Source organism: Bordetella genomosp. 5 (assembly GCF_002261315.1).
Classification (GTDB): Bacteria; Pseudomonadota; Gammaproteobacteria; order Burkholderiales; family Burkholderiaceae_B; genus Bordetella.
Genome location: NZ_NEVP01000004.1, coordinates 116,781 through 129,799 on the forward strand (window position 1 = coordinate 116,781; position 13,019 = coordinate 129,799).

A 13,019-nucleotide genomic window follows, 5' to 3' on the forward strand; every position below is an offset into this window, starting at 1 on the left:
TTATGCCTAAACTGACCGTATTGCCCCATCCCGAGATTTGCCCCGCAGGCGCCGTCATCGATGACGCGCCGGTGGGCGCGTCGATCTGTCGCGTGCTGCTGGATCACGATATCGACATCGATCACGCGTGCGAGCTCTCTTGTGCCTGCACCACGTGTCACGTCATCGTGCGCCAGGGCTTCAGCTCGCTCGAAGACGCGACCGATTCCGAAGAGGATCTGCTGGACAAGGCCTGGGGCCTGACCTCGACCTCGCGTCTGTCGTGCCAGGCCCTCATCGCCGATGCCGATCTGACCGTGGAGATCCCGAAGTACACGATCAATCACGCCAAGGAAGATCACTGACATGAAGTGGGTCGACACTTACGAGATTGCCACGGCGCTGGCCGATACCTATCCCGACGTGGATCCCACGACGGTGCGCTTCACGCAGCTGCGCGCGTGGGTGCTCGAGCTGCCGGGTTTCGACGATGATCCCGCCCACAGCGGCGAGAAGATCCTCGAAGCCATTCAGCAGGCCTGGATCGACGAAGCCGACTGAGTGCAGGCTGTTTGACCCCGAACCCCGCTACATGCGGGGTTTCTTGTATGCGACGCGTGCGTGCGGGCTGCGCCTTCCCGCATTGCGGGAGCGGCGCGCCTGCGCACACTGTCATCGGCCAAGCGGTATCATCGGCAGGCACGCAATCGCGCGTGCAACCGTGCGGCCCGGCGCTGGCCCCTTGATATCGTGCACTGTCCATGACCGCTCCCCGACTGCGCTTTGGCCTCGCGGCCAACCGACTCCACCATGAAACGCCCGACGCGGCGCTTTTCACCTGGCTGCGCGCGTCTTCGGCCACCATCCGCGAAATGGGCATCCAGCTCCACACGGTCGGCCGCACGCACGATGCCATCGTGCGCGAGGGCATGCTGCAGGGTTACAACGGCCTGATCCGTTACCCCTACGGCCGCGAGGGCGGACTGATGAAGCTGGTGGCCCGCGTGACCGAAGGGCGCGACGGCGAAGCGCCCTTCGACGGTGCGATCTATCTGATCGACCCGGTCGACCCGTCGTCGATCTTTCCCGAGGCGCTTGCGCTCAAGCGCCAGTGCATCACGCATGGTCGTCCGTTCATCTCGACACTGGCCGGCGCCATCGAATGGATCGAGGTCGAGCGCGTGCTCGCGGGGCTCGCGCCGGATCCGGCCTTGTCACGCAATTTCGATTTCACCGGCCAGACGCTCGCGCTGATCGCGCACGATGCGCTCAAAGACGAGATGGTTGCGTTCGCGGACGAGTACTTCGACGTGCTGTCGCAGTTCTCGCGGCGTGTGGCGACCGGCACGACGGGCGGCCGATTGAACGAGCTGGCGTGGTCGCGCGGCTGGCCGCAGGACAAGCCCTGGGTGCACCGCTACCTGAGCGGCCCGCTGGGCGGGGATGCGCAGATTGCCGAGCTCGTGCTCGAACACCAGTGCCAGCGCGTGATCTTTTTCGAGGATCCGCACGTGGCGCGTCAGCACGAAGCGGACATCCAGCTGCTGGAGCGTGCGGTGCGCGTGGTGACGGGCTCCGCCGCGTGCGCCACCTCGCCTACGGTGGCGCGCCGCTGGGCCGGCGCCGTGCGCGCCCGCGCGGCGGCCTGATGCCTCGCTTGCGCGGCCTGCCGGCCGCGCGCGCCTTTACTGCCCCGTAAAACGCGCGGGCCTTTTTTCGCGGAACGCACGCACGCCTTCCGCGAAGTCCGCGCTGCCCGCATTGGCCAGAAAGCATGCCGATTCATCGCCGAGCTGGGTTTCGAGCGGCGTGAGCGCGGCCTGACGCAATAGGCGCTTGAGCCCGGCGATGCTGGCCGGCGCGTGCAATGCCAGCGTGCGGGCGTAGTCGCCCACGGGATCGCCGTCGGTGGCATCGTAGACCTGGTTGATCAGCCCGGATTGCAGGGCGCGACTGGCGTCGATCGGTTCGGTGCGCAGCAACAACTCCATCGCGCGCCGCCGGCCGACCAGGCGTACCAGCGCGTGCGTCATGCCGGCGTCGGGCGTGGCGCCGAGTTTCAGATAGGCGGTCGCGAAGCGCGCATCTTCGGTGGCCCACGCGAGATCGCAGCCCAGCGCGAGCGACAGCCCCGCGCCCGCGGCCACGCCATGCACGTCGGCCAGCCAGATCTTGTCCATGCGCGCGATGTGGGCGACGAAATCATTGAGCGGAACGAATAACGCCTGCAGCGTGGCGCGGATGCGTGCTGCGTCGCCCTCGAACATGCCGATGTCGCCACCGGCGCAGAACACCTTGCCCGCGCCGCGCAGGATCACGACGCGGATGCGAGGCTGCGCGGCGATCTGATCCGCGGCGCGCTGCAGCTCGCGGCCCATTTCGACGTCGATGGCGTTGAGCGCGGCGGCCCGGTCGAGCGTGAGCGTGGCGCACGCGTCGTCGGTATCGAGCCGCAGGGTCTGGAACTGCGTATCAGCATGGTCCATGAAGGTCTCCGTTTCGGGTAAGTACCTACTGTTCGAGCCAAAAACCGGAATGCTATGTTCGCAACCAAGCGCTTGCTCGGTCCTACGCCGGGTTAGCGTACCGCATCCCCGCTCGTCGCGGACAGGCGCAGCGACATCGCCGCGCAGGTCTCAGGGGGATTCGCCACGCAGCACTTCGCAGTACCGCAGTCGCAGTACATAAAAAAGCGAGGAGACAGCAGGTGGATCGTATCGAGCCAGACCCGTTGCTGCGGGTCGAAGGGGTGACGCTCGCCTTCGGCGGCGTGAAGGCACTGTCCGGCGTGGGCTTCGACGTGCGGGCGGGCACCATCACCACGGTCATCGGGCCCAATGGCGCGGGCAAGACCTCGCTGTTCAACACCATTTCCGGCTTCTATCGCCCGAGCGTCGGGCGCATTCACTTCGCTGGACAGGACATCTCCCGTGTGAGCGCGCCGGTGCGCGCACGCCTGGGTCTGGCGCGCACGTTCCAGAACATCGCGTTGTTCCGCGGCATGACGGTGCTGGACAACATCAAGCTCGGCCGTCATGCGCACCTGCGCACCAATGTGCTCGATGCCCTGATCTATGCCGGACGCGCGCGCCGCGAAGAGCTGGCGCTGCGGGCCGAGATCGAGTCGCGCATCATCGACTTTCTGGAGATCGACCACATCCGCAATCTCCCGGTGGCGTCGCTTCCCTATGGCCTGCAAAAGCGCGTGGAGCTGGCGCGGGCCCTGGCCATGCAGCCGCGCATCCTGATGCTGGACGAGCCGGTGGCCGGCATGAATCGCGAAGAGACCGAGGACATGGCGCGCTTCATTCTCGACGCGCGCGCCGAGTGGGGGCTGACGGTGCTCATGGTCGAGCACGACATGGGCATGGTCATGGACCTCTCGGACCACGTGGTGGTGCTCAACTTCGGCCAGGTGATCGCGAGCGGTGCGCCGCAGGCCGTGCAGGCCGATCCGGACGTGATCAAGGCGTATCTCGGCACCGGCGACGTTGGCGACCTGCGTGCCCGGTTGCGCGCGGAGGCGGCCTGATGGATGCGCTGTTTCTCTTAGAGGTGAGTCTTGCCGGTCTGGGCGCAGGCGGCCTGTACGCGCTGGCCGGCCTCGCATTCGTGATCGTCTACAAGGCGACGCGGGTGGTGAACATCGCGATCGGCGAGTTCCTCATGATGGGCGCGTATCTCTTCTACGCCTTCGCGGCCGATCTGCAATGGCCCATCTGGGCGGCGGTGACCGCGGCCTTGCTGGCTTCCGGCCTGCTGGGTGCGCTGGTCGAGCGCGTCGCGATCCGGCCGATGCTGGGCGAGTCGCCGATCTCGATCTTCATGATCACGGTGGGGCTGGCGTCGATCCTGGTGGGCGTGGTGGAGCTGGTCTGGACAGCGGATCAGCGCCGGCTGCCGGAGTTCATGCCGCGCGCGCCCGTGATGATCGGTGAAGCCTTCGTGGCGTCCAAGGTGTTCTACGGCTTCCTGGTCGCGGTGGTGCTGTCGGCGCTGGCCCTGGCCGTGTTCCGCTACTGGCGCGGGGGCGTGGCGCTGCGCGCGACCGCCTCGGATCAGGGGGCGGCGTATGCGATGGGCATCAACGTGCCGCGCGTCTTTTCCCTGGCGTGGGCGGCGGCGGGTGTGCTGGCCGCCGTGGCCGGGATCGTGGTGGGCGCCATCGGTGGTATCTCTTCCTCGATGGGCACGTTCGGGCTGTCGGTGCTCGTCGTGGTGATCGTGGGCGGGCTGGACAGCGTGGCCGGGGCGCTGCTGGCCGGAGTGTTCGTCGGCCTGCTCGAATCCTGGGCAGGCGCCTACCTCGGCGGCGAGTACAAGCTGCTCGCGACCTTTGTCGTGCTCGTGGTGGCGCTGATGATCCGGCCATACGGGCTGTTCGGCACCCGCGACATCGAGAGGCTCTAGCATGCGCATCGCCACGGCCAAGACCAGCTACGCCGCCGACCAGGCGCTCTTCGACAGCCGCACGCAGCACGTCTGGCTGTGTCTGCTCGCGCTCGCCCTGATCGGCTTTCCGTTCTTCGCCAATGCCTATTGGCTCTATCTGGCCTGCCTGGTCGCGATCCACATCATCAGCGCGATGGGCCTGAACCTGTTGACGGGCTACACCGGCCTGGTGAGTCTGGGGCAGGCGGCGTTCATGGGCCTGGGCGCCTACACCGTCGCCGTGTTGCAGACTCGGTTCGGACTGCCATTCTGGATCACGCTGCCCGCGGCCGGCGTGGTGGCCATGCTGGGCGGCGTGCTGGTCGGCATTCCCTCGCTGCGGGTCAAGGGCCTGTATCTCGCCATCGTGACCATCGCGGCGTCCTTCATCGCGCACTTTTTGTTCGCCAACCTGAGTTTCACGGGCGGGACGGCCGGCCTGCAGGTCGCGCCGGCGCGTGCGCTGGGCATCGATCTGGACACCTCGTTTCGCATCTATTGGCTCATCGTGCCGATCATGGTGCTGATGCTGCTGGGCGCCGCGAATCTGTTCCGCACGCGCATCGGCCGTGCGTTCATCGCGATCCGCGACCGCGACATTTCGGCCGAGGTGCTGGGCATCGACCTGCTGCGCTACAAGCTGCTGTCTTTCGGGCTGTCCTCGTTCTACGCCGGCGTGGCGGGCGGGCTGTGGGCGTACTTCTTTCGCGTGGTCACGCCGGAGAGCTTTCCGCTCATCCTGTCGATCTTCTACCTGGCGGCGATCATCGTCGGCGGCATGGGCTCGGTGCTCGGAACCATCCTGGGCGCGGCCTTCATGGCCATGGTGCCCGAAGTGCTCAAGCTGATCGTGGGCTGGCTGCCGTTGGGCGGCGATGCGCTGAGCCTGCTGTCGCCGGTGCGCACCATCGTGTTCGGTGCCCTCATCGTCGGCTTCCTGATTTTCGAACCGCACGGGCTCGCCGAGATGTGGCGGCGCGTACGGCGCTTCTTCCATTTGTGGCCGTTCAGGACCTGAGCCGGCGCCAAGCCGGCCAGATGACAACACCCAAGAGGAGACACACCATGAAGCACGGGATGATGCAGGGATGGCGACGCTGGCTGGCGCCGCTGGCCATGGCCGCCGCGCTGGGCCCGGCGGGCGCGGCGCATGCCGCCGAGGACATCGTGATCGGCGGCTCGATCCCGCTGAGCGGGGTGTTCGCGTTCGCGGGGCAGGGCATTCACGCGGGCATCGGCGACTACGTGAAGATGATCAACGAGCAGGGCGGGGTGAAGGGCCGCAAGGTGGTCTATGTGCCCGAGGACACGGCGTACAAGGTCGATGCCTCGGTGGCCGCGTTCAAGAAGATCACCAGTCAGAACAAGGTGAACTTCTACTACGGTGACTCGACCGGCTTCTCGAAGACGATCAACGCCGAGCTGGATCGCGCCGGCACGATGATCATGAGTGGCGCCTCGTTCGCGACCGAATTGAACGATCCGAAGAAGTATCCCAATCAGTTCATGCTGGGCCCGGACTACACCGAAATGTTCGGCATCCTGCTGCGCTACATCGCCAAGGAAAAGCCCGGCGCCAAGGTGGCGTTCGTGTACTCGGATACCGAGTTCGGCCGCGATCCGATCGCCAGTTCGCGCGGCGTGGCCGAAAAGCTCGGGCTCAAGGTGGCCACCGAGATCATGACGCCGCCGGGCAGCGTGGATGTGTCGACCGAGGTGATCAAGCTGCGACGCGCCGACCCCGACTTCACGATCTTTCATGGCTACGTGCTGGCGCCGATTCCCGAGTTCGTGGGGCAAGGCAAGCGCATGGGCCTGAAGACGCGCTACATGGGCACGTTCTGGACCATGGACAACTCCACCGTGATGCAGATGGGCGAGGACGCGGAGGGATTCATGGGCGTGATGCCTTACCGCTACTACTACGATGACTCGGAGAAGGCGCCGATGCTCGAGAAGATCCGCGCCATGCGGCCGCAGTATCAGAGCACCGGCTATATGCAGGGCTTCCTGGCTGCGATGCTGTTCACCGAGACGGCCAAGCGCACGCTGGACGCGGGCAAGGACCTGACCGCCGCCAACATGAAAGCCACGCTCGACGGCATCAAGGACTTCGACACCGGCGGCATCATCGGCGTGCCCATCACCATCAAGGGCAACTCGATCCCCGTCGGGCGCATCTATCGTGCCGATACCAAGCAGAAGAAGATGGTGCCGGCCTCCGACTGGATCGTGTTGAACTGAAGGCCGGCCATGTCTGAAACCGTGCTCGAGGTGCGCAACGTCGAAGTGGTCTACAACAAGGCCGTGCAGGTGTTGCGCGGCCTTTCGCTGGCGGTGCCGCGCGGCCAGATCGTGGCGCTGCTGGGCAGCAATGGCGCGGGCAAGTCGACCACGCTGAAGGCGGTGTCCGGTCTGCTGGCGCTCGAAGACGGTGAGCGCGTGCAGGGCGAGATCCGCTTTCTGGGGCAGGAGACCGCGCGGCTGGCGCCACAGTCGCTGGTGCGCGCGGGTCTGGCGCATGTGATGGAGGGGCGCCGGGTGTTCGAAGACCTCACGGTCGAGGAGAACCTCGTCGCGGCGACCTACGCGCTGACGGGCCGGGGGCAGCGCCCCGACTTCGACCTCGTGTACGGCTACTTCCCGCGGCTGCACGAGCGCCGGCGCGGACTGGCCGGTTATTTGTCCGGCGGCGAGCAGCAGATGCTCGCCATCGGCAGGGCGCTCCTGGCCAAGCCGTCGCTGATGCTGCTGGACGAGCCCTCGCTGGGTCTGTCGCCGATGTTGGTGGAGAGCCTTTTCGGCATCATCGCGCGCATTAACGCGGAGCAGGGCGTGTCGATGTTGCTGGTGGAACAGAACGCCTCGGTCGCGCTGGCGGTCGCCCATTACGGCTACATCATGGAGACCGGCAAGATCGTGATCGACGGCAGCGCCGAGCGTCTCGCCGGCGACGCCGATGTGCGGGAGTTCTATCTGGGTGTGGGCGGGGGCGGGGAGCGCCGCGGCTTTCGCGATCTGAAGCACTACAAGCGCCGCAAGCGCTGGTTGTCGTGAAGGAGCTGGCCGTGGCCGATACACCGACGCCTCTCACCCTGCCCGCCCTGACCCTGCCGCAGATGCTGCGCGAGCAGGCCCGCGCCATGCCGCAGCGCGTGGCGTTGCGCCAGAAGGAGTTCGGCATCTGGTGGCCCCTCACCTGGCGCGCCTACTGGGAAGCCAGCGTCGAGGTCGCGCTGGGATTGCAATCGCTGGGACTGGGGCCGGGCGCCCACGTCGCCGTGATGTCGGAAAACCGCCAGGAGTGGTTGCTGGCGCAACTGGGCGCGGGTGTCCTCGGCGCCGTGACCGTGGGCGTGTACGCGACGAGCCCGGCCGCGGAAGTGGGGTTCGTGCTGGAGCACGCGGATGTCGATCTGGTCGTCTGCGAGGATCAGGAGCAGGTCGACAAGGTGCTCGAGGTGCGGGCCCGGCTGCCGCGCCTGCGCGCGATCATCATGATCGAGACCAAGGGTCTGGGCAGCTATCCCGACGAGGTCCGCGCCGGCATCGTGCCCTTTACGGAGCTGCGGGCGCGCGGCGCTCAGGCCGCGCCCCAGGCCCGCATCGATCTGGAGGCGGCGCTCGAACGGCAGTCGCTCGAAGACGTGGGGCTGATGATCTACACCTCGGGCTCCACCGGCAAACCCAAGGGCGCGATGATCCGCTACGCCAATATGCGCGGCGTGGCGCCGGGCATCGCGGAGCGCCTCGGCATGAGTGCCGCGAGCGTGCATCTTTCGTATCTGCCCCTGTGCCACGTGGCCGAGCAGATGCTCTCGAGCTTCGTGCCCATCTACCTGGGCTCGCAGGTGAACTTCGGCGAGTCGATCCGTACGGTGCAGGAGGACCTGCGCGAGGTCGCGCCCACGGTGTTTCTGGGCGTGCCACGGATCTGGGAGAAGCTCCATGCCGCGATCAGCATCAAGACCCAGGAATCGGGCCGGCTGCGGCGGGCGCTCTTGCGTCATGCGCTCGCGGCCTGCATGCCGTTTCATGAGAAGGCCGCGCATCAGCGCAGCCTGCGCGAGCGTCTGGTGCACGGATTCTGGTACTGGCTCGTGCTGCGTGCCCTGCAGAACTTCATCGGGCTTCGGCGGGTGCGCGTCGCGCTGACGGGCGCGGCGCCGATCTCGCCGCAGGTCGTGCGGTTTTTCCGGGCCCTGGGCGTGCCGCTCATCGAGGTCTACGGCCTGACCGAATCCACCGGCATGGTCCTGGGCCAGCGGCCCGACGCGGTGCGCGTGGGCACCGTCGGCGAGGCCACGCAGGGCGTGCGATGGCGGCTGGGCGAGCACGACGAGCTGCAGCTGCACGGCGAGATGGTGTTCGCGGGCTACTACCGCAATCCCGAGGCCACGGCGCAGACGCTGCGCGAGGGCTGGCTGCATACCGGCGACGTGGCGCGAGTGGACGGCGACCAACTGCGTATCGTCGATCGCCTGAAGGACATCATGATCACCGCGGGCGGGAAGAATCTCACGCCGACGGAGATCGAGGGCGCGGTCAAGGGCAGCCCGTATGTGAAAGAGTGCATCGCGATCGGCGACGGGCGGCGTTATGTGTGCGCACTGATCCAGATCGAGTTCGACACCGTGGCGAAATGGGCCGAATTGCGGGGGCTGTCGTTCACGCATTTCCGCTCGCTGGCCGAGCATCCGGAGGTCCGGCGCATGGTGCAGCAGGAGATCGATGCGGCCAACGAGGGGCTGGCGCCCGTGGCGCAGATCAAGCGCTTTCATCTGCTGGTGAAAGAACTCGATCATGACGACGACGAAGTGACGGCCACCATGAAGGTGCGCCGCGCCAATATTCACCGCGCCTACGCCAGCGAGATCGAGGCGCTCTATCGTGAGCAGGAGGCGGCATGATGACCGAACCGGTGATCCTGGAGGCCTTGCGTACGCCATTCGGGCGGCCGGCCGGGCAGTGGGCGCAGCACCGCCCCGATGCGCTGCTGGCCGGCGTGCTGCGCGACGTGACGGCCAGCGCGGGCGTGCCCACGGAGGCGATCGACGACGTCATCTGCGGTTGCGTCAGCCAGGCCGGCGAGCAAGGCGCGAACATCGCGCGGCAGGCCGCGCTGCTCGCGGGCCTGCCCGAGTCGGTGCCCGGCGTGACGCTCAACCGCATGTGCGGATCGAGCCAGCAGGCGCTGCATTTCGCGGCGCAGGCGGTGGCGGCGGGCGATGCCCGTTATGTGCTGGCCTGCGGGGTGGAGAGCATGACGCGCGTGCCCATGTTCCTCGACGTGACGCTGGGCGCGCGGCCTTTTACCGGCTTCGACGGTCTGCATCCCGATCTGCTCGTCCGCTACCCGATTCCGCATCAGATCGAGAGCGCGGAGCGCATCGCGGCGCAATGGCAGCTATCCCGCGAGGCGCTGGATGCGTGGTCGGCACAGAGCCATGCGCGGGCCTGGCACGCGAGCGCTCAGGGTTGGCACGATGAGCTGACGGCGGGCGCCTCAGGCGAGCGCACGCCGCGAGACGAAGGCATACGCGAGCACGTCGACCCTGCCCGGATGGCGGCCATGCGTCCCGTGCTGGATCCCGCGGGCCCCGGGCGGGTCACGGCGGCCAATGCGAGCCAGCTCGCGGACGGCGCGGCCGCCATTCTCGTCGGAGACCGGCAGCAGGCATTGGCCGACGGCATCCGGCCACGGGCACGCTTCCTGGCGCGCGTCGTGGTGGGCTCCGATCCGCTGCTGCAACTCACCGGTGTGATTCCGGCGACCGAGCGCGCGCTGCGTCAGGCGGGCCTGGCGCTGGCCGATCTGGACTGGATCGAGATCAACGAAGCGTTCGCGTCGGTGGTGCTGGCGTGGCTGCGCGAGTTCGATGCCGATCCGCGCCGCGTGAATCCCTGGGGTGGGGCGATCGCGCACGGGCATCCGCTCGGCGCGACCGGCGCCGGTCTGATGGCCAAGATGCTGAGCGGACTCGAGCGCACGGACGGTACTCTCGGCCTTCAGGTGATGTGCATCGGGCATGGAATGGCCACCGCGACGGTGGTGGAGCGCCTGTGAACACGCCGACGGCCGGCGACGCGGCGCCAGCGCAGGCGGACACGACCCGCCGTCAGGAGCTGATCCGCGCGGCGGGCCGGCTGTTCCGCCAGCAGGGCTACGAGCGCACGACCGTGCGCGATCTGGGACGCGCCGTGGGCTTGCAGTCCGGCAGCCTGTTTCATCATTTCCGCAGCAAGGAAGAGATCCTGGTGGCGGTGATGTGCAATGGCATCCAGGAAGTGATCGACGGTGGCCGCGCGGCGATGGCCCGGTTCGAGGCGCCCGGCGATCGGCTTGCCGCGCTGTTCCGCGTGCACATGTGGAGCATGTTGCGCGGTGACGGCGGCGACGCGATGAATGCGCTGGTGTACGAGTGGCGCAGTCTGTCGGCGGAGAACAAGGCGGGTGTGAAGCGCCTGAGCGACGCGTACGAAGCGATCTGGCAGCACGCGGTCGAGGCGGCCGTGGCGGACGGCACGCTGCGCGGCGATCCCGCGATCATCAAGCGCAGCATCCTGGGCGCGATGAATCTCACGGTGCAGTGGTATCGCCCGCAAGGCCGGCTGGCGCCGGCGGAGTTCGTGGATGCCTTGCTGGTGGCGACCCTGCCGACCCTGCGGGCCGGAGCGGGCAATCCGCACTAGGAATTGCCGGACCACGGCGCTCGGCGACCGTCCGAAGGCGGTGGCCGGGGCGCGCGTGGCACGCCGCAGGTGTTATTTCACGCGCTTCATCATGGCGCCGACCGCGCAGCCCAGGCTGATCACCAGCAGCAGGCCGGAGAGGCCGAGCAGCGCGTCGCCACCGCCGCCGTGGCTGTCGGTCGGGCCGGCATTGGTGCCGAGCCACAGCACCAGCGTGATCAGCGAGCCGGTGAGGGCGCCGACGCTGCCGGCGCATAGCGCGATGAAGAGGCGCCGCGCCCGATCGACGGGCTGGTTGGCGCCGCGCCGCGGCAGGACCACGTACATGACCAGCACCAGGAACGCGATGATGAGCAGGAATTTGACGATCATGCGCGGTCCTGGTGAGGGTCAGTCTTCACGGCGCAGGTGCGGGAAGAGGATGACGTCGCGGATGCTGGGGCTATCGGTGAGCAGCATGACGAGACGGTCGATGCCGATGCCGCAGCCGCCCGTGGGAGGCATGCCGTATTCGAGCGCGCGGATGTAGTCGGCGTCGAAATACATGGCTTCTTCGTCGCCCGCATCCTTGGCCTCGACCTGCGAGCGGAAACGCTCGGCCTGGTCTTCGGGATCGTTGAGCTCGGAGAAGCCGTTGGCGATCTCGCGGCCGGTGATGAACAGCTCGAAGCGTTCGGTGATGCCTTCACGCGTGTCGGAGGCGCGGGCGAGCGGCGAAACCTCGATCGGGTAGTCGATGATGTAGGTCGGGTTCCAGAGCTGCGATTCGGCCGTTTCTTCGAACAGGGCGAGTTGCAGCGCGCCCAGACCGGCGCGCGACAGCACGGGGCCCTTGACGTCGGCGCCGAACTTCTTGAGCTCGCCTCGCACGAACTCGATGTCATCGAGCTGGTCCTGGGTGTATTGCGGCGCGTACTTCAGGATGGCTTCGCAGATCGTGAGGCGGTCGAACGGCTTGGCCAGGTCGAGTTCGCGCTCGCCATACGTGAGCACGGCGCTGCCGGTGGCGTCGATGGCCGCCTGACGGATCAGGTTTTCGGTGTAGTCCATGAGCCAGCGGTAATCCGCGTAGGCCGCATAGAACTCCATCATGGTGAACTCGGGGTTGTGGCGCGGGCTCACCCCTTCGTTGCGGAAGTTGCGGTTGATCTCGAACACGCGATCGAAGCCGCCGACCACCAGACGCTTGAGATAGAGCTCCGGCGCAATGCGCAGGTACATCTCCATGTCGAGGGCGTTGTGGTGGGTGACGAACGGCTTGGCCGCCGCGCCGCCGGGAATCGGGTGCAGCATCGGCGTTTCGACTTCGAGGAAGCCGGCGTCCTGCATCAGGCGGCGAATGCTGCCGACGGCCTTGCTGCGCGCTTCGAAGGTCTTGCGCGTGGCATCGGTCATGATGAGGTCGACGTAGCGCTGGCGGTAGCGCAGCTCCTGGTCGGACACGCCGTGGAACTTGTCGGGCAGCGGACGCAGCGACTTGGACAGCAGGCGCGCGCTGGTGGCATGCACCGAGAGCTCGCCCTTGTTCGTCTTGAACATCGTGCCTTCGATCGCGATGATGTCGCCGATGTCCCATTGCTTGAACGAAGCGTAGACCTCTTCGCCCAGCGTGCCGCGCTCGAGGTAGAGCTGGATGCGGCCGGTGCCGTCCTGGAGCGTGGCGAAGCTGGCTTTGCCCATCACACGCTTGAGCATCATGCGCCCGGCCACCTTGACGTGCACGGCGGCGTCGACCAGGGACTGTTGCTCCTGGTCGTCGTATTTGGCGTGCAGCTGCGCGGCCTGCGCGTCCGGCACGAAATCGTTGGGGAACGCGACGCCGCTTTCGCGCAGCTTGGCCAGCTTGGCGCGCCGCTCGGCGATCAAGCGGTTTTCATCCTGGGCGACGGGCGCGGGCGAGTGATCAGTCATGGTGG

The 13,019-nt window shown here is 67.2% G+C and carries 14 protein-coding genes; 11 read left to right on the forward strand and 3 right to left on the reverse strand.

Annotated elements, in window-relative coordinates:
• Positions 1-2: 2 nt before the first annotated feature.
• The 3 genes from fdx (at position 3) to CAL25_RS06065 (ending at position 1,628) form a co-directional block, all read left to right on the forward strand.
• Positions 3-344, forward strand: a complete 342-nt coding sequence (fdx, locus tag CAL25_RS06055; RefSeq protein ID WP_094799058.1) for an ISC system 2Fe-2S type ferredoxin — start codon at positions 3-5, stop codon at positions 342-344.
• A gap of 1 nt (position 345) precedes the next feature.
• Complete coding sequence (gene iscX / locus CAL25_RS06060) at positions 346-540, forward strand: Fe-S cluster assembly protein IscX (RefSeq protein ID WP_094799059.1); 195 nt, start codon at positions 346-348, stop codon at positions 538-540.
• Positions 541-740: 200 nt separating this feature from the next.
• Entirely contained in the window at positions 741-1,628 is an 888-nt protein-coding gene (locus tag CAL25_RS06065) for a methylglyoxal synthase (RefSeq protein WP_094799060.1), read from the forward strand.
• A 36-nt stretch (positions 1,629-1,664) separates the two neighbouring features.
• On the opposite strand, the gene CAL25_RS06070 is transcribed toward CAL25_RS06065, so the two are convergent.
• Entirely contained in the window at positions 1,665-2,465 is an 801-nt protein-coding gene (locus tag CAL25_RS06070) for an enoyl-CoA hydratase/isomerase family protein (protein ID WP_094799061.1), read from the reverse strand.
• Between the two features lie 245 nt (positions 2,466-2,710).
• Between CAL25_RS06070 and CAL25_RS06075 the strand changes: the two genes are divergently transcribed.
• From CAL25_RS06075 to CAL25_RS06110, 8 genes are all read left to right on the forward strand, one after another.
• Positions 2,711-3,511, forward strand: coding sequence for an ABC transporter ATP-binding protein (locus tag CAL25_RS06075; RefSeq protein ID WP_170948433.1), 801 nt, complete (start codon positions 2,711-2,713; stop codon positions 3,509-3,511).
• Positions 3,511-4,389 carry a branched-chain amino acid ABC transporter permease gene (locus tag CAL25_RS06080; RefSeq protein WP_094799063.1) on the forward strand — a complete coding sequence of 293 codons (879 nt, stop codon included), beginning with the start codon at positions 3,511-3,513 and terminating at the stop codon, positions 4,387-4,389. The genes CAL25_RS06075 and CAL25_RS06080 overlap by 1 nt, the downstream gene beginning before the upstream one ends.
• 1 nt (position 4,390) lies before the next feature.
• A complete protein-coding gene (locus tag CAL25_RS06085) occupies positions 4,391-5,428 on the forward strand; it encodes a branched-chain amino acid ABC transporter permease (RefSeq protein ID WP_094799064.1) in 1,038 nt (345 codons plus the stop codon).
• A gap of 59 nt (positions 5,429-5,487) precedes the next feature.
• Complete coding sequence (locus CAL25_RS06090; protein WP_432759229.1) at positions 5,488-6,654, forward strand: ABC transporter substrate-binding protein; 1,167 nt, start codon at positions 5,488-5,490, stop codon at positions 6,652-6,654.
• 9 nt (positions 6,655-6,663) lie between these two features.
• Positions 6,664-7,467 carry an ABC transporter ATP-binding protein gene (locus tag CAL25_RS06095; RefSeq protein WP_094799065.1) on the forward strand — a complete coding sequence of 268 codons (804 nt, stop codon included), beginning with the start codon at positions 6,664-6,666 and terminating at the stop codon, positions 7,465-7,467.
• Positions 7,468-7,529: 62 nt separating this feature from the next.
• The gene (locus CAL25_RS06100) at positions 7,530-9,320 is read left to right on the forward strand and encodes an AMP-dependent synthetase/ligase (protein ID WP_094799451.1); all 1,791 of its coding nucleotides are present in this window, start codon (positions 7,530-7,532) and stop codon (positions 9,318-9,320) included.
• A complete protein-coding gene (locus tag CAL25_RS06105; protein ID WP_094799452.1) occupies positions 9,320-10,477 on the forward strand; it encodes a thiolase family protein in 1,158 nt (385 codons plus the stop codon). Before CAL25_RS06100 ends, CAL25_RS06105 begins: the two co-directional genes overlap by 1 nt.
• Positions 10,474-11,103, forward strand: coding sequence for a TetR/AcrR family transcriptional regulator (locus tag CAL25_RS06110; RefSeq protein ID WP_094799066.1), 630 nt, complete (start codon positions 10,474-10,476; stop codon positions 11,101-11,103). The genes CAL25_RS06105 and CAL25_RS06110 overlap by 4 nt, the downstream gene beginning before the upstream one ends.
• A 72-nt stretch (positions 11,104-11,175) precedes the next feature.
• Here CAL25_RS06110 and CAL25_RS06115 read toward each other — a convergent pair whose 3' ends face one another.
• Complete coding sequence (locus CAL25_RS06115) at positions 11,176-11,475, reverse strand: hypothetical protein (RefSeq protein WP_094799067.1); 300 nt, start codon at positions 11,473-11,475, stop codon at positions 11,176-11,178.
• An 18-nt stretch (positions 11,476-11,493) separates the two neighbouring features.
• Positions 11,494-13,014, reverse strand: coding sequence for a lysine--tRNA ligase (lysS, locus tag CAL25_RS06120; protein ID WP_094799068.1), 1,521 nt, complete (start codon positions 13,012-13,014; stop codon positions 11,494-11,496).
• Between the last annotated feature and the right edge of the window lie 5 nt (positions 13,015-13,019).

Bases quoted from the DNA above. Each gene is read 5' to 3' on its own strand.
- CAL25_RS06070 (WP_094799061.1), bottom strand. From the start codon at position 2,465: ATGGACCATGCTGATACGCAGTTCCAGACCCTGCGGCTCGATACCGAC.
- CAL25_RS06090 (WP_432759229.1), top strand. From the start codon at position 5,488: ATGATGCAGGGATGGCGACGCTGGCTGGCGCCGCTGGCCATGGCCGCC.
- CAL25_RS06080 (WP_094799063.1), top strand. From the start codon at position 3,511: ATGGATGCGCTGTTTCTCTTAGAGGTGAGTCTTGCCGGTCTGGGCGCA.
- CAL25_RS06115 (WP_094799067.1), bottom strand. From the start codon at position 11,475: ATGATCGTCAAATTCCTGCTCATCATCGCGTTCCTGGTGCTGGTCATG.
- CAL25_RS06085 (WP_094799064.1), top strand. From the start codon at position 4,391: ATGCGCATCGCCACGGCCAAGACCAGCTACGCCGCCGACCAGGCGCTC.
- CAL25_RS06095 (WP_094799065.1), top strand. From the start codon at position 6,664: ATGTCTGAAACCGTGCTCGAGGTGCGCAACGTCGAAGTGGTCTACAAC.
- fdx (WP_094799058.1), top strand. From the start codon at position 3: ATGCCTAAACTGACCGTATTGCCCCATCCCGAGATTTGCCCCGCAGGC.
- CAL25_RS06065 (WP_094799060.1), top strand. From the start codon at position 741: ATGACCGCTCCCCGACTGCGCTTTGGCCTCGCGGCCAACCGACTCCAC.
- iscX (WP_094799059.1), top strand. From the start codon at position 346: ATGAAGTGGGTCGACACTTACGAGATTGCCACGGCGCTGGCCGATACC.
- lysS (WP_094799068.1), bottom strand. From the start codon at position 13,014: ATGACTGATCACTCGCCCGCGCCCGTCGCCCAGGATGAAAACCGCTTG.
- CAL25_RS06100 (WP_094799451.1), top strand. From the start codon at position 7,530: ATGCTGCGCGAGCAGGCCCGCGCCATGCCGCAGCGCGTGGCGTTGCGC.
- CAL25_RS06105 (WP_094799452.1), top strand. From the start codon at position 9,320: ATGACCGAACCGGTGATCCTGGAGGCCTTGCGTACGCCATTCGGGCGG.